Annotated in this window: 13 protein-coding genes and 4 rRNA genes; 2 read left to right on the top strand and 15 right to left on the bottom strand. The window is 56.1% G+C overall.

Annotated features, from left to right (window positions below):
- Positions 1 to 5: 5 nt before the first annotated feature.
- Positions 6 to 1531: ribosomal RNA gene (locus QMQ05_RS00575) — 16S ribosomal RNA — on the bottom strand.
- 982 nt (positions 1532 to 2513) lie between these two features.
- On the opposite strand from QMQ05_RS00575, the gene QMQ05_RS00570 reads away from it, so the two are divergent.
- Positions 2514 to 2957 (top strand): MepB family protein, encoded by a 444-nt coding sequence (locus QMQ05_RS00570; protein WP_345472135.1) that lies wholly within the window; start codon positions 2514 to 2516, stop codon positions 2955 to 2957.
- 18 nt (positions 2958 to 2975) lie between these two features.
- Here the strand turns inward: QMQ05_RS00570 and QMQ05_RS00565 are convergent, their stop codons facing one another.
- The 5 genes from QMQ05_RS00565 to QMQ05_RS00545 all read right to left on the bottom strand — a co-directional run bounded on the left by QMQ05_RS00565 (position 2976) and on the right by QMQ05_RS00545 (position 10383).
- On the bottom strand, positions 2976 to 4175 hold the full coding sequence (locus QMQ05_RS00565) for a type II toxin-antitoxin system HipA family toxin (RefSeq protein ID WP_345472134.1): 1200 nt from the start codon (positions 4173 to 4175) through the stop codon (positions 2976 to 2978).
- Positions 4172 to 4372, bottom strand: coding sequence for a helix-turn-helix transcriptional regulator (locus QMQ05_RS00560; protein WP_345472133.1), 201 nt, complete (start codon positions 4370 to 4372; stop codon positions 4172 to 4174). Before QMQ05_RS00560 ends, QMQ05_RS00565 begins: the two co-directional genes overlap by 4 nt.
- A gap of 471 nt (positions 4373 to 4843) precedes the next feature.
- A 5S ribosomal RNA gene (gene rrf, locus QMQ05_RS00555) occupies positions 4844 to 4960 on the bottom strand.
- Positions 4961 to 5112: 152 nt separating this feature from the next.
- Positions 5113 to 8238 (bottom strand): 23S ribosomal RNA (locus QMQ05_RS00550).
- 619 nt (positions 8239 to 8857) lie between these two features.
- Positions 8858 to 10383 (bottom strand): 16S ribosomal RNA (locus tag QMQ05_RS00545).
- Together the 16S, 23S and 5S rRNA genes form the textbook arrangement of a ribosomal RNA operon.
- Before the next feature lie 446 nt (positions 10384 to 10829).
- Here QMQ05_RS00545 and QMQ05_RS00540 point away from each other — a divergent pair.
- Positions 10830 to 11780, top strand: a complete 951-nt coding sequence (locus tag QMQ05_RS00540) for an NAD(P)H-dependent flavin oxidoreductase (RefSeq protein WP_345472132.1) — start codon at positions 10830 to 10832, stop codon at positions 11778 to 11780.
- Positions 11781 to 11799: 19 nt separating this feature from the next.
- Here QMQ05_RS00540 and panC read toward each other — a convergent pair whose 3' ends face one another.
- From panC to ftsH, 9 genes are read right to left on the bottom strand one after another with little or no spacing between them, the layout of a single operon-like run.
- A complete protein-coding gene (panC, locus tag QMQ05_RS00535; RefSeq protein ID WP_345472130.1) occupies positions 11800 to 12672 on the bottom strand; it encodes a pantoate--beta-alanine ligase in 873 nt (290 codons plus the stop codon).
- A gap of 4 nt (positions 12673 to 12676) precedes the next feature.
- Entirely contained in the window at positions 12677 to 13543 is an 867-nt protein-coding gene (locus tag QMQ05_RS00530; protein ID WP_345472128.1) for a Rossmann-like and DUF2520 domain-containing protein, read from the bottom strand.
- 2 nt (positions 13544 to 13545) lie between these two features.
- On the bottom strand, positions 13546 to 14916 hold the full coding sequence (locus QMQ05_RS00525; RefSeq protein WP_345472126.1) for a PH domain-containing protein: 1371 nt from the start codon (positions 14914 to 14916) through the stop codon (positions 13546 to 13548).
- On the bottom strand, positions 14913 to 15410 hold the full coding sequence (locus QMQ05_RS00520; RefSeq protein WP_345472124.1) for a PH domain-containing protein: 498 nt from the start codon (positions 15408 to 15410) through the stop codon (positions 14913 to 14915). Before QMQ05_RS00520 ends, QMQ05_RS00525 begins: the two co-directional genes overlap by 4 nt.
- Positions 15379 to 15840, bottom strand: coding sequence for a DUF3180 domain-containing protein (locus QMQ05_RS00515; RefSeq protein WP_058256674.1), 462 nt, complete (start codon positions 15838 to 15840; stop codon positions 15379 to 15381). Before QMQ05_RS00515 ends, QMQ05_RS00520 begins: the two co-directional genes overlap by 32 nt.
- Positions 15837 to 16670, bottom strand: coding sequence for a 2-amino-4-hydroxy-6-hydroxymethyldihydropteridine diphosphokinase (folK, locus tag QMQ05_RS00510; protein ID WP_345472121.1), 834 nt, complete (start codon positions 16668 to 16670; stop codon positions 15837 to 15839). Before folK ends, QMQ05_RS00515 begins: the two co-directional genes overlap by 4 nt.
- Positions 16657 to 17559, bottom strand: a complete 903-nt coding sequence (gene folP, locus QMQ05_RS00505; RefSeq protein WP_345472120.1) for a dihydropteroate synthase — start codon at positions 17557 to 17559, stop codon at positions 16657 to 16659. Before folP ends, folK begins: the two co-directional genes overlap by 14 nt.
- A 7-nt stretch (positions 17560 to 17566) precedes the next feature.
- Positions 17567 to 18145, bottom strand: coding sequence for a GTP cyclohydrolase I FolE (gene folE / locus QMQ05_RS00500; RefSeq protein ID WP_058256671.1), 579 nt, complete (start codon positions 18143 to 18145; stop codon positions 17567 to 17569).
- A 9-nt stretch (positions 18146 to 18154) separates the two neighbouring features.
- Positions 18155 to 20080 (bottom strand): ATP-dependent zinc metalloprotease FtsH, encoded by a 1926-nt coding sequence (gene ftsH, locus QMQ05_RS00495; protein WP_058256670.1) that lies wholly within the window; start codon positions 20078 to 20080, stop codon positions 18155 to 18157.
- Between the last annotated feature and the right edge of the window lie 40 nt (positions 20081 to 20120).

Genomic DNA, 20120 nt, shown 5'->3' with positions numbered 1-20120 from the left:
CTTAGAAAGGAGGTGATCCAGCCGCACCTTCCGGTACGGCTACCTTGTTACGACTTAGTCCCAATCGCCAGTCCCACCTTCGACGACTCCCCCCACACAAGGTGGTTAGGCCATCGGCTTCGGGTGTTACCAACTTTCGTGACTTGACGGGCGGTGTGTACAAGGCCCGGGAACGTATTCACCGCAGCGTTGCTGATCTGCGATTACTAGCGACTCCGACTTCATGGGGTCGAGTTGCAGACCCCAATCCGAACTGAGACCGGCTTTTAGGGATTAGCTCCACCTCACAGTATCGCAACCCATTGTACCGGCCATTGTAGCATGCGTGAAGCCCAAGACATAAGGGGCATGATGATTTGACGTCATCCCCACCTTCCTCCGAGTTGACCCCGGCAGTCTCCCATGAGTCCCCACCACTACGTGCTGGCAACATGGAACGAGGGTTGCGCTCGTTGCGGGACTTAACCCAACATCTCACGACACGAGCTGACGACAACCATGCACCACCTGTGAACCAGCCCCGAAGGGAAAGACCATCTCTGATCCGGTCTGGCACATGTCAAGCCTTGGTAAGGTTCTTCGCGTTGCATCGAATTAATCCGCATGCTCCGCCGCTTGTGCGGGCCCCCGTCAATTCCTTTGAGTTTTAGCCTTGCGGCCGTACTCCCCAGGCGGGGCACTTAATGCGTTAGCTACGGCGCGGAAAACGTGGAATGTCCCCCACACCTAGTGCCCAACGTTTACGGCATGGACTACCAGGGTATCTAATCCTGTTCGCTCCCCATGCTTTCGCTCCTCAGCGTCAGTAAATGCCCAGAGACCTGCCTTCGCCATCGGTGTTCCTCCTGATATCTGCGCATTTCACCGCTACACCAGGAATTCCAGTCTCCCCTACATCACTCTAGTCTGCCCGTACCCACCGCAGATCCGAGGTTGAGCCTCGGACTTTCACGGCAGACGCGACAAACCGCCTACGAGCTCTTTACGCCCAATAAATCCGGATAACGCTTGCGCCCTACGTATTACCGCGGCTGCTGGCACGTAGTTAGCCGGCGCTTCTTCTGCAGGTACCGTCACTCTCGCTTCTTCCCTACTGAAAGAGGTTTACAACCCGAAGGCCGTCATCCCTCACGCGGCGTCGCTGCATCAGGCTTGCGCCCATTGTGCAATATTCCCCACTGCTGCCTCCCGTAGGAGTCTGGGCCGTGTCTCAGTCCCAGTGTGGCCGGTCACCCTCTCAGGCCGGCTACCCGTCGTCGCCTTGGTGAGCCATTACCTCACCAACAAGCTGATAGGCCGCGAGTCCATCCCCCACCGATAAATCTTTCAACAACCCACCATGCGGTAAGAAGTCATATCCGGTATTAGACCCAGTTTCCCGGGCTTATCCCAAAGTCGGGGGCAGGTTACTCACGTGTTACTCACCCGTTCGCCACTAATCCACCCTGCAAGCAGGGCTTCATCGTTCGACTTGCATGTGTTAAGCACGCCGCCAGCGTTCATCCTGAGCCAGGATCAAACTCTCCATAAAAAACAAAAAGCCACCGAAACCCCTCGGAAAATAAGGGAGAATCAATGAAAAAATCCTGGCGAATAAAAAACACTCAAGAACACTACACGGGGGTGTAATGCCTCAAGCAAATGTTATGTATTCACCAAATAAAAATAATTCGGTATCAACAAACTTGGCACACTATTGAGTTCTCAAACAACAAACACTTACCGGTTCTTTACCCACCATTTCAGGCGGTAATATCGTCCAGCGTTATATTCAAATCTTATCACCGTGAATTTCTGAAAGTCAAATCAATTGTTTGTGATTTGAATCAGTATTCTTGGTTCCCATTCTTCAATGATTCTTCCACAGTGACCTGTGTAAAACCGTTGATTTTCTGGGGTTTTGCCTCCGATTTGCATCCGGTTATTTGTTCCGTTTTGCTCTCGGCGACAAGGAAAAACTATACACAGGTTTTGGGGGTGGTGCAAATCGGGGACCTTGTTTTTCTGGGTGACCGTGCACACTTAATTTCTGCACGGTTGTTTCGAATCTACATGTCGCTCATTAACCAGTGGCAATTATCAGCAAGAGGCTAAGCAGATGATAGTTATTTACCGCTACATGCTGCACATGATCACTCAACTTCGCCAATTTAACAGAGGGCTCGCTTGCGCAGTTCACATACTCGTACAGTGAAGACTGCGCCACGATGCTGCCCTACCGCAAGAAGATAGACATCTCTCCTTCTGACTATCGTTCGGGGACAAGACTCATCAGCGCAATCAAACACTGCTGGGTATGGGACGCCTTCAGAGAACTGAAGCAACGCAAGGGGCCCAGCGGCATCATCTAGGCCAGCACAGTCCGTCGCTCGAGAAGATACACGTTTCTTTGTAGGTGCCGAGACTAGATACCGTAAGAAGCAGCGCCACTGCTGAGCTTCAGGTCGATGCATGGTGCGCACCTATATAAACACTGTCATTCATGATGAATGAGAACAACCAGGAAGAGTGCATTGACCTACACAGCATTAGATCGCTATTGCCACCTCATGGAAGAACATCACGGTGAGGTGGTTGCCGATGAGCAACAGAGCGATTACCAATCCGGTGTAACCGAGATCGGCGATCAACTATGGCGAATCAGGACTGCAAGGATCACTCCAACCAAGCCAGGTGGTTTCGTCGCCCTATGGCGACGTGACAAGAATGGAACGACCGCGCCATTTGAATCCGAGGAGGGAGTGCAAGGCGTATTGGTCTTCATCGAGGACGCAGATCAGTTTGGCGTCTTCCGTTTCACACAACAGCACCTCGAACAACTGGGCATCTTCGCTTCAGCCTCTGCACCAGGTAAGCGGGGATTCCGTGTATACCCATCATGGGTCACTGGACTCAAAGGACAAGCGAAGAAGAGCCAAGACAATCAGCTAAGCGCGTTCACCATACTAGTGAGCTGAGGCCGGCTCATTACCCAGCTATTCCAGCTCCATCCGACGGAATCGTAGTTCCCGTTCTGTACCGCGAAGCGGCGACCCCTCAAAAGGTAGCTCCTCGAGCTTCACAGACAGAGCGGCTTTCAAGGCTAGCTGGTTAGCGGACTGCGTAGCGCGCTTGGCTAGTCCAAGCTCTCCTGCAAGTTCCGCCCAGTGTTTGGCCTTCAGGTTCTTCGCTTTTCCTGCGACGGTCAGCGCCATAGTGTCATCACCGTAGAGCAGGGTACAAGGAATGTCGTACATAGGCGCAATGCTGAAACGTCCCTGGCCGTTGGCGAGAATCGAAATGTTCTTTCCATGCAAGTCGCCGTTGCCAGTCAACCACGCAAAGACGAACTGAATATATAGATTGCGTTTGGCCAATACCGGAGCCTGACACTGCGCTGCTAGAGCTTGGATAACTTGTTCCGTAGTTACGGCGTATTTACTTGCTGGCGGCAGGTTCAGCACCTGCATGGCATCTTCCAAGGGGAAACGAATCATAGAATTCTCTGGCCCGGCACCAGGTATACGATCAAACCGCTCGACCAGTAGCCCCGGGATCCCTTTTGAATCGGTGACTAGCTTGCTATTGGCCACTGGCAGTTTGAGTGCTGTTGCTGCTCTAAGATGCAGTGCTTCGTTAACCACCAGATGCGGATGATCTCGAGGGTCAAGCTTTAGCAAGTAGGCATTGTTTTTGAATTCCACTGGCGTAGTCAGCATAGTTGCGCTGATCTTGTCTTGAACGCCTGGGATCGCATGGCGGTCTAGGGTTCTGGAGAGCACAGAGAAGTCGAGCTCCGATGTCCTAGAGAATTCTGCAACTACAGGAGTCGCCTCCAACTTCGAGCCCGCTGGGACAACACGGACATTGCCAGGAGTATCCGACCCAACTGCCATCAACAGTGTGAGTTCATCTGAGAGACTGGTCTTCGTAGCGTCCTTGAGGACGGTAAGCCTGTGGCCTTCCGGCAATAACCCAGAGAAGAACGACGGCAGTGCGCCGCCCGGTCCAACGTACAGTTCATCGATAGCCGGCAAAGAAGTAGCAATCGCTGAACCGCCATCGGCGCGATAGTTCTCGTCGTATTTGAATGCGACGCTTCCGTCAGGCTGTCTCGTTAGATGCCCTGCTAGGTTTTCATTGCAATAGACGTCAGCTTGAGTGACTAACTTAAGTTCTTGGAGTGATACCGTCATTCGGTCACGACGATTCGCAGGCCCAGTACATCAACCACCGAGAGTACTGCCTCGATGGAAGGATTTCCTGCACCACGTTCTATAGAACGTAAGGTACGTTCAGAAATACCCGCCAGTTCCGCCAATTGTTCTTGCGTCAACCCGTGGCTCTTCCGGGTTCGCTGCAAAGTGGCTCCCAGCTCCGACGCTGAATTCATAAACGATCCTCTTCCGGCAGCATTTCGCCGATCTGTTGCTTTCTGATCCCTATCATTCATGAGAATTGCAAATTCGGCAAGAATTTACCGGAATGGTGCGATAACAGTGCCTCAAAAGCCCCTAATAGGAAAACCAGCAATAGATTGCCGGTTGAGGAACAGTCGGCTCGTGACACAGGCTCTCGCCAATATTTCATGATCATGCACCAAGGAGCGGCAGCTGTAGACGGCAGCACTCATTGAGACAGATTCCCTCTCACTAGACACGGAGAGGGATGGTGAAAGAAATGGAAGAGTGAGACCCCAAGAAACACATCTCAGTACCAGGCAAGCCACTACTGGCGGCTGTCTTTGTATTCTCTTCCAGCAGGCCGGCAGCACTAGTACTGAACTTCCCGGCCGTGTTGCTTAAACAGGTGAGGCCCTGAACACCATAGTGTCCAGGGCCTCAAACCATATTCTTTAGGTTAAGTCCGGCGGTGACCTACTCTCCCACACCCTCACGAGTGCAGTACCATCGGCGCAATGGGCCTTAGCTTCCGGGTTCGGTATGGGACCGGGCGTTTCCCCCACGCTATGACCGCCGTAACAATCACGAAGCACACAAACCATTACTCTTGGTCATGTTTCCGGTGTTAAAACTTATCTCATGTTTTTATGGTTCGAGGTTGTTGTCTCGTAACCGCATAGTGAACGCGAACAGCATACTAACTTTGCTAGCAAATTATTGTTTTATAGTTGTGTTGAAAGTCATCGGCCTATTAGTACAGGTCAGCTACACAAGTCTTCAGTCCTTGCTTCCACATCCTGCCTATCAACCCAGTGGTCTAGCTGGGGGCCTCACACACAATAGTGCATGGAAATCTCATCTCGAAGCAGGCTTCCCGCTTAGATGCTTTCAGCGGTTATCCCTTCCCAACGTAGCTAATCAGCGATGCACTTGGCAGTACAACTGACACACCAGAGGTTAGTCCGTCCCGGTCCTCTCGTACTAAGGACAGCCCTTCTCAAATTTCCAACGCGCGCAGCGGATAGGGACCGAACTGTCTCACGACGTTCTAAACCCAGCTCGCGTACCGCTTTAATGGGCGAACAGCCCAACCCTTGGGACCTACTCCAGCCCCAGGATGCGACGAGCCGACATCGAGGTGCCAAACCATGCCGTCGATATGGACTCTTGGGCAAGATCAGCCTGTTATCCCCGAGGTACCTTTTATCCGTTGAGCGACGGCCCTTCCACGAGGTGCCGCCGGATCACTAGTCCCGACTTTCGTCCCTGCTCGAGCTGTCACTCTCACAGTCAAGCTCCCTTGTGCACTTACACTCAACACCTGATTGCCAACCAGGCTGAGGGAACCTTTGGGCGCCTCCGTTACATTTTAGGAGGCAACCGCCCCAGTTAAACTACCCATCAGGCACTGTCCCTGAACCAGATCATGGTCCGAAGTTAGGTGACCGATACAGCCAGAGTGGTATTTCAACGATGACTCCACCTGAACTAGCGTCCAAGCTTCAAAGTCTCCCACCTATCCTACACAAGCTGCACCGAACACCAATACCAAACTATAGTAAAGGTCTCGGGGTCTTTCCGTCCTGCTGCGCGTAACGAGCATCTTTACTCGTACTGCAATTTCGCCGAGTTCATGGTTGAGACAGCGGGGAAGTCGTTACTCCATTCGTGCAGGTCGGAACTTACCCGACAAGGAATTTCGCTACCTTAGGATGGTTATAGTTACCACCGCCGTTTACTGGGGCTTAAATTCTCAGCTTCGCATTACTGCTAACCAGTCCTCTTAACCTTCCAGCACCGGGCAGGAGTCAGTCCGTATACATCGTCTTGCGACTTCGCACGGACCTGTGTTTTTAGTAAACAGTCGCTTCCCCCTGGTCTCTGCGGCCCACACCCGCTCACAACTGCAAGAGCTGATCACGAGGCAGGCCCCCCTTCTTCCGAAGTTACGGGGGCATTTTGCCGAGTTCCTTAACCATGATTCTCTCGATCGCCTTAGTATTCTCTACCTGATCACCTGTGTCGGTTTGGGGTACGGGCGGACTGGGACCTCACGCCGATGCTTTTCTAGGCAGCATAGGATCACCGAATCACCCCACAAATGGGGCGCCTATCAGGTCTCAGAAACATGAGTGGCGGATTTGCCAACCACTCTTCCTACACCCTTGGACCAGGTCAATTCCATTGCCTGGCTCGGCTACCTTCCTGCGTCACACCTGTTAATACGCTGACCTCACTGCATCGGTTCCCACAACACCACACAACAAACAACCCGAAGGTCATCACGCCATGATCCGTCATGGTTAGCATCCACAGCTCAGTATGGGCGGTCCTTCGCCGGTACGGGAATATCAACCCGTTATCCATCGACTACGCCTGTCGGCCTCGCCTTAGGCCCCGACTAACCCAGGGCAGATTAGCTTAACCCTGGAACCCTTGATCATTCGGCGGACGGGTTTCTCACCCGTCATTCGCTACTCATGCCTGCATTCTCACTCGTATAGCGTCCACCGCTGGTTTCCACCGCGACTTCACCCGCTATACGACGCTCCCCTACCCATCCAAACACCCAATCGAAACCGGGTTAATATTTGAATGACGCAACTTCGGCGGTGTGCTTGAGCCCCGCTACATTATCGGCGCGGAATCACTTGACCAGTGAGCTATTACGCACTCTTTCAAGGGTGGCTGCTTCTAAGCCAACCTCCTGGTTGTCACAGCAACTCCACATCCTTTTCCACTTAGCACACGCTTAGGGGCCTTAGTTGGCGTTCTGGGCTGTTTCCCTCTCGACTATGAAGCTTATCCCCCACAGTCTCACTGCTACGCTCTCACTTACCGGCATTCGGAGTTTGGCTAAGGTCAGTAACCTTGTAGGGCCCATCGCCTATCCAGTAGCTCTACCTCCAGCAAGAAACACGTAACGCTGCACCTAAATGCATTTCGGGGAGAACCAGCTATCACGAAGTTTGATTGGCCTTTCACCCCTACCCACAGCTCATCCCCTCCATTTTCAACTGAAGTGGGTTCGGTCCTCCACACGCTCTTACACGCGCTTCAACCTGGCCATGGGTAGATCACTTCGCTTCGGGTCTAGACCGTGCCACTCAAACGCCCTATTCAGACTCGCTTTCGCTACGGCTACCCCACACGGGTTAACCTCGCGACACAGCACTAACTCGCAGGCTCATTCTTCAAAAGGCACGCCATCACAACCACAAGTGGCTGCTCTAACGGATTGTAAGCACACGGTTTCAGGTACTATTTCACTCCCCTCCCGGGGTACTTTTCACCATTCCCTCACGGTACTGATTCACTATCGGTCATCAAGTAGTATTCAGGCTTACCAGGTGGTCCTGGCAGATTCACACAAGGTTTCACGGGCCCCGTGCTACTCGGGTATCAACACTAGAACGGCAGACACGCATTACACCTACGGGACTATCACCCTCTATGGTCCGGCATTCCAACCGATTCACCTATACGCCTGCACCTCATCCCACCAGCAAGATAGCACTGGTACATGTTGACCCCACAACCCCGATGATGCAACGCCTATCCGCTATCACACACCAACCGGTTTAGCCCCATCCGCGTTCGCTCGCCACTACTAACGGAATCACTATTGTTTTCTCTTCCTGCGGGTACTGAGATGTTTCACTTCCCCGCGTTCCCTCCACACAGCCTATACATTCAGCTGCAGGTCACACCACATAACATGGTGCGGGGTTCCCCCATTCGGAAATCCTGGTCTCAACGTCCGGTTATCGACTCCACCAGGCTTATCGCAGATTCCCACGTCCTTCATCGGCTCTTGATGCCAAGGCATCCACCGTGCGCCCTTAAAAACTTCAACACAAAATCAAAGTTCCCAAAAATAATTGAGCAATAAAACAATCTAACAAAATCACACAGACAAGACTCAAACACCCAACAACCCCAGGAAAAGGATCATCAGACTCATCTCATCTGCAAGATGCTCGCGTTCACTATACAGTTCCCAAACAACAACCCCACACCCCCACAACAACACCCCAAACCAACACCAACCCAAAGGCCAGTATCAATCCACCAGGACATCACCGCAGCAAACACAGGACAAACACCGAAACACCAAGAACCCCAACACCACAACAACAACCCCAAAGGATCATCACCACGGTATTAGAGGCTTGTTGCCTCAAAACCCAACAGCATGCCAAACCATACAAACCACACACCACTCACACACCACGTTCCAACACCACCAACAACAACCCCCAAGAGGACCATCATCACCAGTGCGTACTAACAGCACACAAACACCATGCAGCCACAGCCAGTACCCCACACACACCACACAACCCCCATATAAAGGACTGATCAGGCATGCATGCTTTCCAGTACTGAGTTCATTGATATTCCACCCATGAGCAACCCACCCGTACAACACTCGTGCACAGACATGGGCAACCAAAAAATGGTTAGCTCCTTAGAAAGGAGGTGATCCAGCCGCACCTTCCGGTACGGCTACCTTGTTACGACTTAGTCCCAATCGCCAGTCCCACCTTCGACGACTCCCCCCACACAAGGTGGTTAGGCCATCGGCTTCGGGTGTTACCAACTTTCGTGACTTGACGGGCGGTGTGTACAAGGCCCGGGAACGTATTCACCGCAGCGTTGCTGATCTGCGATTACTAGCGACTCCGACTTCATGGGGTCGAGTTGCAGACCCCAATCCGAACTGAGACCGGCTTTTAGGGATTAGCTCCACCTCACAGTATCGCAACCCATTGTACCGGCCATTGTAGCATGCGTGAAGCCCAAGACATAAGGGGCATGATGATTTGACGTCATCCCCACCTTCCTCCGAGTTGACCCCGGCAGTCTCCCATGAGTCCCCACCACTACGTGCTGGCAACATGGAACGAGGGTTGCGCTCGTTGCGGGACTTAACCCAACATCTCACGACACGAGCTGACGACAACCATGCACCACCTGTGAACCAGCCCCGAAGGGAAAGACCATCTCTGATCCGGTCTGGCACATGTCAAGCCTTGGTAAGGTTCTTCGCGTTGCATCGAATTAATCCGCATGCTCCGCCGCTTGTGCGGGCCCCCGTCAATTCCTTTGAGTTTTAGCCTTGCGGCCGTACTCCCCAGGCGGGGCACTTAATGCGTTAGCTACGGCGCGGAAAACGTGGAATGTCCCCCACACCTAGTGCCCAACGTTTACGGCATGGACTACCAGGGTATCTAATCCTGTTCGCTCCCCATGCTTTCGCTCCTCAGCGTCAGTAAATGCCCAGAGACCTGCCTTCGCCATCGGTGTTCCTCCTGATATCTGCGCATTTCACCGCTACACCAGGAATTCCAGTCTCCCCTACATCACTCTAGTCTGCCCGTACCCACCGCAGATCCGAGGTTGAGCCTCGGACTTTCACGGCAGACGCGACAAACCGCCTACGAGCTCTTTACGCCCAATAAATCCGGATAACGCTTGCGCCCTACGTATTACCGCGGCTGCTGGCACGTAGTTAGCCGGCGCTTCTTCTGCAGGTACCGTCACTCTCGCTTCTTCCCTACTGAAAGAGGTTTACAACCCGAAGGCCGTCATCCCTCACGCGGCGTCGCTGCATCAGGCTTGCGCCCATTGTGCAATATTCCCCACTGCTGCCTCCCGTAGGAGTCTGGGCCGTGTCTCAGTCCCAGTGTGGCCGGTCACCCTCTCAGGCCGGCTACCCGTCGTCGCCTTGGTGAGCCATTACCTCACCAACAAGCTGATAGGCCGCGAGTCCATCCCCCACCGATAAATCTTTCAACAACCCACCATGCGGTAAGAAGTCATATCCGGTATTAGACCCAGTTTCCCGGGCTTATCCCAAAGTCGGGGGCAGGTTACTCACGTGTTACTCACCCGTTCGCCACTAATCCACCCTGCAAGCAGGGCTTCATCGTTCGACTTGCATGTGTTAAGCACGCCGCCAGCGTTCATCCTGAGCCAGGATCAAACTCTCCATAAAAAACAAAAAGCCACCGAAACCCCTCGGAAAATAAGGGAGAATCAATGAAAAAATCCTGGCGAATAAAAAACACTCAAGAACACTACACGGGGGTGTAATGCCTCAAGCAAATGTTATGTATTCACCAAATAAAAATAATTCGGTATCAACAAACTTGGCACACTATTGAGTTCTCAAACAACAAACACTCTCGACACCACAACCACCACAAAACCAGTGACTGCTTCGCTCCGGAGCAACTTTTCTACCCTACCATGTTTCGTGACCCGGTCAAAACCGGTGAAACCTTTCGGTGAAAAGTGATTGGCTGCCAGGTAAACAACTCGTAGATTCCGTGTTGTTTCCGTTCCGGCAACAGATAAAAACTATACAGAGGTTTTCACGATGTTACAAATCGAGGAGCCGCGTTCTAGGTCACATCAAGTTTGCTGTTCTAGTCTGGGCTCATGAGCGACCTACAGCACCTCCTTGGCTACCGTGAACCGATCTTCAATGCCCCTATGGCCGGCGCTGCAGGAGGCGCCTTAGCCGCAGCTGTTTCTCAGGCAGGTGGTGTGGGCATGATCGGAGTTTCCGGTTCCCCCAAGACCGAATGGATCAAAGAACAGGTAGGGCACGTTGCCGACCTAGAGACGCCGTGGGGTGTTGGCTTCATGGCATGGTCCTTGGAAGCTGACCTCTCCCCCTTGGAAAGCTTCCTTGAATTCTCCCCCTCCTTGGTCTCGCTAAGTTTCGGCGACGTCACCCGCAGTGCCGCATTAGCCCATGAAGCGGGAGTGCTCACTGCCATGCAGATTGGTAACGCTGCAGAACTGGAACGAGCCATGGAAGATGACATCGACATCATCGCTCGTGGTGGTGAAGGAGGTGGGCACGGGCGTAATGAGTCAGCCACCCCGCCGTTGCTACAACTGGCCACTGCGCAACACACTAAACCGGTGGTGGCGGCCGGTGGTATCGGCACCGCTCACGGGGTCGCAGCAGCGTTGACCGCGGGAGCTCAAGCAGCCTGGGTCGGCACGCGATTCTTGTCGGCCAGCGAATCCTTAGGCCATGAGAACTTCAAGAGTGCTGTACGCCAAGCGGGAATGGACGACACCACCTATACCCGAGCCTTTGATATCGCCCAGCAACTTGCTTGGCCGGCCGAATTCGGCGGACGCGCCCTACGCAATGAATTCAGTGAAACTCATGAAGACTTGGACTCGTGGGAAGCAACCCCGGAGCTACGCGATGAGATGTTGCAGGCCCGCGCCGAAGCGCGAGCCAACATGGCCCCGGTATATGCAGGTCAAGCAGTCCAGTTTGTCCAGGCACCACAGACCGCGGCCGAGGTGGTCACCGAACTAGCCGGTTTCCGTCAGATCTTGCGCGATACCGCCAGCCGTTTTGCCTAGAAACTAATTTATCCCAGTACTAGGCGGAGATCGGCTGGTTGTCGATCAAGCGCACCTTACCAACCAAGGCGGCTACCAGGATGAGGCCTTCACCGGTGAAGGGAGTGTCCTGGCAGTTGAAGGCCAATTCTTGAAGGGTATTTGGGTCAACCACCACAAAGTAGTCGAGCTCAACGAGCGGCTCCATCTGGAATAGCCCGATCGCGTCCTCAATATTCAGTGGCTCGTGGCGGGCGGCACGCTCGGCGATGAGCTTGATAGCCCGGTGCAGGACCAGGGCGGCCTTTTGCTCTTCGGCGCTGAGCAGTGCATTGCGGCTGGAGAGTGCCAGGCCCTGCTCATTGCGCACGATCGGTACCAAACGCAGCTGGACCGGGTAGTCCAGGTCCGCGACCATACGACGGATCAAGGCCACCTGCTGGGCATCCTTCTGCCCAAAGTACGCTCGGTATTCGCCTTGGCGCGGGTCGGCGAAATGCAACAGCTTAGCGACCACTGCCAGCATGCCATCAAAGTGGCCAGGCCGAGAGGCACCCTCGTAGAGTTCGCCCATGCTTCCGGAGTTCAGCCGAACCAAGGGCAGGCCCGCGTGGTAAACCTCGCTGGCTTCGGGGGCAAAGATGATGTCCACACCGGCTTCGGCCGCCAACTGTGCATCGGCCTCGAGTTGGCGCGGGTAGCGGGCATAGTCGTTGGCGTCGTTGAACTGCAGTTCGTTGACAAAGATGGAGATCACCACCAGGTCGTTCTCTTCACGAGCGGCCTGGAAGAGGGAACCGTGCCCCGCATGCAGGGCTCCCATGGTGGGCACAAAGCCCAGGGAGTCCGGGTTAGCTTGGGCGATGGCTGCCTTCAGCTCGGCACGGGTTTTACAAATCTTGGGGGTTTTCACTCTTCTATTCTAGAACTCGCAACAGTTCTTCGAGGGTGCCTTGAGAGATCAGTCCGCGCTGTGCAGCTCTGAGGGCAGTAGCCCGCGAGAGGCTGCGGTAGGAATTATTGGTTTCGGCTGGATCGTTGGCCAGTGCCTCAAGGTGCGCGGCCACCGTGCCAATATCGCCCCTGGCTACCGGCCCGGTCAGCGCCCCGGCCCCCGAACGCAGCGCATTATCCAAGCTCGCACTCATCAATGCGCGCAAAGTATTGGACGGATCTTCAACCCCGATGCGCCGCAAAATATCCGCAGACTGAGCGGTGATGGTGTTCAGGTGGTTGGCTGCGTGAGCGAGGGCCGCGTGATAGCTGGCGCGGTCTTCTTCTGCGATAACCACCGGTTCGGCGCGCATTTCTACGACCAGTGCTTGGGCTACCGGAAGCATGACCTCTTCGGCGGTCACCGCAAAAACGCAGTCGGTCAGTCGACTCAAGTCCATGCTCATGCCGGTGAATGTCATCGCCGGGTGGATCGCCAGGCCAAAGGCTCCAACGTCTAGGGCCGGTTGCAGGATGGAGGTGCCGTAGCGTCCGGCGGTATGTGCGATCAGTTGCCCGGGTTGAATATGTCCGGCGGCGGCCAGCCCGGCGACAAGTTCGCCAAGCACATCATCGGGGACCGCAAAGAGCACCAGTTCGCTGCGGCGGAGGATTTCGGCCGGGTCCAGGAGTTCAACCTCGGGTAGCAGCGCTTCGGCGCGGGTTCTTGAGGCTTCGGAGACGGCGTGAATTCCGGTAATCCGGTGTCCGCTGGCGGCCAGTGCGGCCCCGAGCACGGTACCAACCTTGCCCGCGGAGATGATGCCTATTCCCAAACGTGGAGCTTGCACACTTACCTTTCAGCCTGGCGCTCGGCTTGAGCCAGGGTAAATTCTGCTGCGGTCTGCGCATCAATCTGATGCAGGTAACCAATGATATTGCCGCCGGCACAATGCAGGCGGACCCCGGCCAGTTCACGACGTTTCTCCCACGGGCCCTGCCTGAATTCCGTACCTTGGACGCGGTGGTGCGGGACAAAACTTGCGGTGCGGGCCAACCAACCATAGCGGGAGATCACGGTGGTTTCGGTACTCAAAAATCCTTGATGTTTCCACGCTGCCGGGGAGAGAAGTTTTGCCCGGGGTGGGGAGCCGATGAAGCCATGGTTGTATCCGGTGCTGACAGCGGTGGAGAGCACTTCACGCTGATTGCTGATGCCCAGATCGGGCAAGAGAATCCCCATAATGCGGGTCACCGCGTCAAAGTCTCCGACCGGTAGTACCTGCAGGTTATCCAGCTCGTCACTTTTGGTGCCGAGCACGTTGACTTCCAGCTTGTACCAGCCGAAGAGCCGCCATAATAGTGGGGCGGTGATGGAAATGGCCTGCACGCGCCCGGCGGGAATGGAATGCTGGCGGGTATCAGCCAATCCGTAGCTGATTCGCATTCCGGTATCCGTGGCGCTGGCAGTGTAGTTCCATCCTTGGTTCAGCTGTTTGTAGAACCAGCCACCAAAGCTTAGGAGAATTGGCAGGACGGCGGCGATCATGCCGGTGATTCCACTGAGCCAGAGAACCACAATGACCACGCAGGCCAGCGTGCCGATCAGCATCGGTAACTGCAGGAAGAGTGAGGCGAACAACCGGGTGATGGGGACCTTGGCCATCAGTGGCGTGGATGCTTCGGGAGTATTGGCGGCGAAGGTTCCGGTGTGTTCTGGGGCTTGCGATGGGCTTGCCGTGGGGTTTGCTGCCGATGGCCCGGTGGCGCGTTGCAAGATGAGCTGACGCAGTTCGTGGGCTTCGGCCTTACGCAAAAAGGCTAGGCGTAGCACCGATTCGGAGGAGTCGGCCACGTCAAAGCGTAGTTCGGCCAGACCGAGTAGTCGGGCGATGAGCGGTTGGGCAATGTCGATGCCCTGCACCTTGTCGATGCGCGCCTGCTTTTGGCTCCGAAACAGGGCACCCGAGTTCACGTAGACGTGGGTTTCGGTGAGCTTGTAGCGGGTGAAGTACCAGGACAGGAAGTAGAAGGCCAGCACCACCAGTAAGGCGGCGGCACCTAAGACCACGGTCCACTTTAATCGTTCCCCGGAAAAGCGTTCGGCCATAGATAATTCGTCGGTATTCTGCCAATAAATGTAGAGCAGACCGACGATGGCCAGCCATCCATGGACAATGGGGCTGGCCGGGTGGACGCGTTGCCAGTCAGAATTCTGGCTCACAGCATTTTCTCTTCCCCGGCGGCCACCAGACGTTCACGCAAGAGCTGTCCTTGGGCCTCGGGTAAACCATAGACGTGGGCGGTAGCCCCGGCACCGGCGGTGTTGAGTGTGAGTTGGCACAGTCCATAGCGGCGTTCCAAGGGACCACTGTTGACCTCAACGTATTGCATCCGCCCGTAGGGGATGACCAGCTGTTTGCGCCACATCACCCCGGAGCGAACCACAAAGTCTTCTTCGCGTTCAAGGTAGCCCAGGGCCGCAACTTGCCGGCGCAAAATCCGCAGGGTCAGCAACGCAATGATGACCACCAGGAGCACCGGAAGGATGACCAGCCACAGCAGAACCTCTACCCCGGTGGCCAGGAGAATGCCCGGGATCAGCGATACCAGCAGGATCAGTCCCCAGGTGATCGCCCAGGTAGTGAGCTTGACCTTAAAGTAGGAGGGATCTGCGGGGGTGAAGCTATTCGGTGACCACGGAGTTGTTGCTGTCATCGGTGTCCTCTGGAGGTAACTTGCATAGATGCTGGACAATATACCCGATGATCACCATCAATATCCCGGCGCCGGCCAACACCAAACCGCGGGTCAGCGTGGGGCTTTGGCCATTAGCTAGCCACAGGGTCACGATGGCTGGTACGTGCCACCCGGTGATCACCGCGCCGGCATAGGCCGAGGCCTGCGCCAAGACCAGGGTGCGCGCGGCGGCAATCGGTTCAAAGTGTGATTTACCCAGGGTGGAGCGTTTTACGCGGATGCCTAGGAACAAGATGACCGCGCAGACCGCTCCTAAGGAGTACAGCGCCGAGTAGTCCAGTACCGGGGCGAAGCGTGAGGATGCGGTCAGTACCCGTAGGATGATCCAGCCAGCCACGGCCCCAATGACCGCGCACCACAGTACCCAACGCAGCTTCAGCTTGTTCATAACCGGATGATGTCCTTGGTGTCCGCTGCCTCGGCGGCCAGGCGGGAGACCAGTTGGCCTTCCAATACCGCGTCGGGGTCCATCCAACTCCACGGGGCCAGCACAAATCCGCGGATCGCGGCCCTCGGGTGTGGCAGAGTCAGGCGTTCATCGTTCAGACGCAGCTGATCAAAGGTGATCAAATCCAGATCCAGGGTGCGTGCTTCCCAGCGTACGGTGCGAGTGCGATGATGTTTGGCTTCGATGCTCTGGCACAAGTCCAAAAGTTCATGGGCCGAACGCTCGGTGCGCACCTCGATGACCTGGTTGGTGTAATCGGGTTGCTCTGGCGGCCCGCCCACCGGCTTGGTGATCGCTACCGGTGAGACCTTCAGGATCTCAAGCTCCTCACCCAAATCCTTGAGGGCTTGGGCCAAGGTGGCCTGCGGGTCGCCAAGGTTGGCGCCCAGGGCGATGATCGCGGTGTGCTGTTTCTGCTTGCGATTCAGCGAGATGGTCACGTCGGTGAAGGGTACCGGGATCGGAGCCTGTGGCTTATGTACCACGACGTCTACTTCCAGCACGCTGCGGTAGGTAGTGAGGATGGCTTGGGCGATTTCGTTGCCCAGTTTCTCGATCAAATCCCAGGGTCCGGCCTGGATTTGTTCCACCACCAGCTCACTGACCTCACCGTAATGCACGGTGTCCAGAACATTGTCGCTGGCTGCAGCGCGGGAGATGTCCACGTGCAGCACCACGTCAATGATGAACTTCTGCCCGTCGCGCTTTTCATGGTCAAAAACCCCATGGTAGCCGGTGGCAGAAATCCCGAAAATGCTAATGCGATCCATAGGCCTTCACGACTTCGATGGCGTCGCGGCTACCAGCCACATCGTGCACGCGTACGGCCCACACCTGGTCCTTAGCAGCTAGCGCGGTGGTGGCAGCGGTGGCGATATCGCGTTCGAGTGGGGCGCGGCTACTCTCACCGGTGGCCAGCAGCTCACCTAGGAAACGCTTGCGGCTGGTGCCGATCAGCACCCGGTGACCCAGCTCTTCGAGGGCATCGAGGTGCCCGAGTAGCGCCCAGTTGTGTTCGGCATCCTTGGCGAAGCCCAGTCCTGGATCGATGATGATCTGCTCGGGGGCGACGCCCTTGGCCACAAACTCATCGCGCAGCGTGCGCAACTCGCCAATGACCTCGGTGACTACATCCTGGTAGTTCGCTTCGGCCACCATGGATTGTGCGGTGCCGCGACGGTGCATCAGCACATAGGGGACGCCGGTTTCGGCGATCAGCTCGGGCATGCCCGGCTCATAGGTCAGCCCGGAAACATCGTTGATGATGTGCGCGCCAGCGTTGATGGCAGCGCGGGCGGTGCTCACGTGCATGGTGTCCACCGAGATAATGGCTCCGGCCTTCACCAGGGTTTCGATCACCGGAATGATGCGTGAACGCTCCAGCTCGGGATCAACATCCTTGGCCCCGGGTCGGGTAGATTCTCCGCCCACGTCGATAATGTCGGCGCCTGAGTACAACAGCTTCAGACCGCGGTCGATGGCTGCATCGGCGGACAGGTACTGTCCACCATCGGAGAAGGAATCTTCGGTGACGTTGAGGATTCCCATGACCAGGGTGCGGCCGGTGGGCAGATCTGCCAGGGTCTTGACCTTGGACTTGCGGATCACGGGCAAGGGACTGGTATTCGGGCCGGTGCCCGGGATGGCGCCTAGCGACATAGGGTTCCTACTTTCCGAGAATCAGGCTCATGGCTTCGGCACGCGTCGCGGTTTCCCGCAACTGCCCGCGCACCGCACTGGTCACAGTCTTCGCGCCGGGCTTCTGCACGCCGCGCATGGACATGCACATATGCTCGCATTCAATCACAACGATCGCACCGGCAGGGTTCAGGTGTTCCACCAGCGAATCAACGATCTGCGTGGTCAAACGTTCCTGCACCTGCGGGCGGCGGGCGTACACCTCAACAAGTCGGGCCAGCTTGGACAGGCCGGTGACCTTGCCACCCTTGCCCGGGATGTAGCCGATATGCGCCGAACCGTAGAAGGGCACCAGGTGGTGCTCACAGGTCGAATAGAACGGGATGTCCTTGACCAGGACCATCTCGTCATGCTCGATGTCGAAGGTGGTCGACAGGTGCTCTGCCGCGTCCTGATGCAAACCTGCAAAGAATTCCGCGTAGGCCTTAGCCACCCGCTTGGGGGTGTCTTGCAGGCCGTCACGATCGGGGTCTTCACCAATGGCTTCCAGGATCTCGCGGACGGCTGCCGCGATCCGCGGCTGATCGATCTGTTCTAGTTCACTCACGCTTCGATCCTAGTCGGTCGAGGTAGCTGCGCGCTCCTTGGGGCTTAATACCGGGCCATCTGAGTGGACCGGGCGGTCCTCGTTGCTCAGCCACACATCGCGTACCTCACGCTTTTGCAGGTCCGAGAAGATCTCAGCGATTTCCTTCTGGTTCAGCGTCTCACGCTCCAGCAAAGCCAGGGCCAAACGATCGAGCACGTGACGGTTACGCATCAGCGCCTGGTAGGCGTCATTGTGGGCCTGCTCGATCAGCTCGCGTACTTCCTGGTCCACCAGGTGAGCCATCTCGTCGGAGAATTCGCGCTGTGCGCCACCCATTTGCTGGTCTGCGGCGGAACCGGCCAGGCGTACGGCGCCGACCTTTTCGCTCATGCCGTATTCGGTGACCATCTTGCGGGCGGTGGCGGTAGCCTTCTCAATATCGTTGGAGGCACCGGTGGAAGGATCGTGGAAGACGATCTCTTCGGCCACACGACCACCCATGGCATAAGCCATCTGGTCCAGCAGCTCATTGCGGGTCACCGAGTACTTATCGGACTCCGGAACCACCATGGTGTAACCCAGGGCGCGACCGCGAGGCAGGATCGTAATCTTGGTGACCGGTGCGGTCTGGTTCATCGCAGCAGCCACCAGTGCGTGACCACCCTCGTGGTAGGCGGTGACCTTGCGTTCGTGCTCGTCCATCAGGCGGGTGCGCTTCTGCGGGCCAGCCATGACACGGTCGATCGCCTCATCCAACGCACGATCATCGATCAGGTTCGCGTTGGAACGCGCGGTGAGCAGGGCGGCCTCGTTGAGCACGTTGGCCAAATCGGCACCGGTGTAACCCGGGGTCTTCTTCGCGACGGCGTTCAGATCCACGGTGGCATCCATTGGCTTGCCCTTAACGTGAACCTTCAAAATGTCTTCGCGACCCTTCAGATCCGGTGCTTCTACCGGGATCTGGCGGTCAAAACGGCCCGGGCGCAGCAGGGCCGGATCCAGTACGTCTGGGCGGTTGGTAGCGGCGATCAGGATGACGTTGGTGGTGGCGTCGAAGCCGTCCATCTCCACCAGCAGCTGGTTCAGGGTCTGTTCGCGCTCATCGTTACCGCCACCGATACCGGCGCCACGGTGACGACCCACGGCGTCGATCTCATCAACGAAGATGATGGCCGGGGAGTTGTTCTTGGCCTGTTCGAACAGGTCGCGCACGCGGCTAGCACCAACACCAACGAACATTTCAACGAAGTCAGAACCGGAGATCGAGTAGAACGGTACCTGAGCTTCACCGGCAACGGCCTTAGCCAGCAGGGTTTTACCGGTGCCCGGAGGACCGTAAAGCAGTACGCCCTTAGGGATCTTTGCGCCCACGGCCTGGAATTTGGCTGGTTCCTGCAGAAATTCCTTGATTTCGTGCAGTTCTTCCACGGCCTCATCGGCACCGGCAACGTCCTTGAAGGTCACCTGTGGCATGTCCTTGGTGATCAGCTTCGCCTTGGACTTACCGAACTGCATGACCTTGGAGCCGCCGCCCTGGGAGCGGGCGAGGATGAACCAGAAAATACCGGCGATCAGCAGGAATGGAATGATCACGCCGAGCATCGAGAGTAGCCAGTTGCTTTGTACCGGCTGATCGGTGAACTTGCCTGGTGCAGCCTTGTTGATGGCGTCAACCACCTGTTCGGCGCGTGCGGTGGAGTAGTAGAAGCTCACCGAGGTGCCCTTGTCTACGCCATCCACCTTCAGTGCATCGCGTAGTTTCAAATCGACTCGTTGATCCGAGTCAAACATCTTGGCTTCGGTGACGTTGCCGTTGGTCAGCTGTTGCAGGCCTACGGACGTGTCTACCTTCGCAGAATTATTGCCAAAGACCATCGGCAAAAACAGCACGACGGCGACAACGCCCACTAGAACCCAAATGATCCAGCTATTAAAAAGCTTCTTCGTTTTCATTGATCCGCAAGGCCCCGCGCCTCACGCATCCCCCTCACGC

Origin of the sequence: Glutamicibacter sp. B1, from assembly GCF_039602135.1 — a bacterium.
GTDB classification, from domain to species: Bacteria; Actinomycetota; Actinomycetes; order Actinomycetales; family Micrococcaceae; genus Glutamicibacter; species Glutamicibacter ectropisis.
The sequence above is the reverse complement of the archived record's forward strand: the minus strand, read 5'-3'. Positions and strand labels throughout refer to the sequence as shown.

Excerpts from the sequence above, each read along its gene's own strand:
- QMQ05_RS00565 (WP_345472134.1), bottom strand. The coding sequence starts at position 4,175 with ATGACGGTATCACTCCAAGAACTTAAGTTAGTCACTCAAGCTGACGTC.
- QMQ05_RS00560 (WP_345472133.1), bottom strand. The coding sequence starts at position 4,372 with ATGAATTCAGCGTCGGAGCTGGGAGCCACTTTGCAGCGAACCCGGAAG.
- QMQ05_RS00540 (WP_345472132.1), top strand. The coding sequence starts at position 10,830 with ATGAGCGACCTACAGCACCTCCTTGGCTACCGTGAACCGATCTTCAAT.
- QMQ05_RS00520 (WP_345472124.1), bottom strand. The coding sequence starts at position 15,410 with ATGACAGCAACAACTCCGTGGTCACCGAATAGCTTCACCCCCGCAGAT.
- QMQ05_RS00515 (WP_058256674.1), bottom strand. The coding sequence starts at position 15,840 with ATGAACAAGCTGAAGCTGCGTTGGGTACTGTGGTGCGCGGTCATTGGG.
- folK (WP_345472121.1), bottom strand. The coding sequence starts at position 16,670 with ATGGATCGCATTAGCATTTTCGGGATTTCTGCCACCGGCTACCATGGG.
- folP (WP_345472120.1), bottom strand. The coding sequence starts at position 17,559 with ATGTCGCTAGGCGCCATCCCGGGCACCGGCCCGAATACCAGTCCCTTG.
- ftsH (WP_058256670.1), bottom strand. The coding sequence starts at position 20,080 with ATGAAAACGAAGAAGCTTTTTAATAGCTGGATCATTTGGGTTCTAGTG.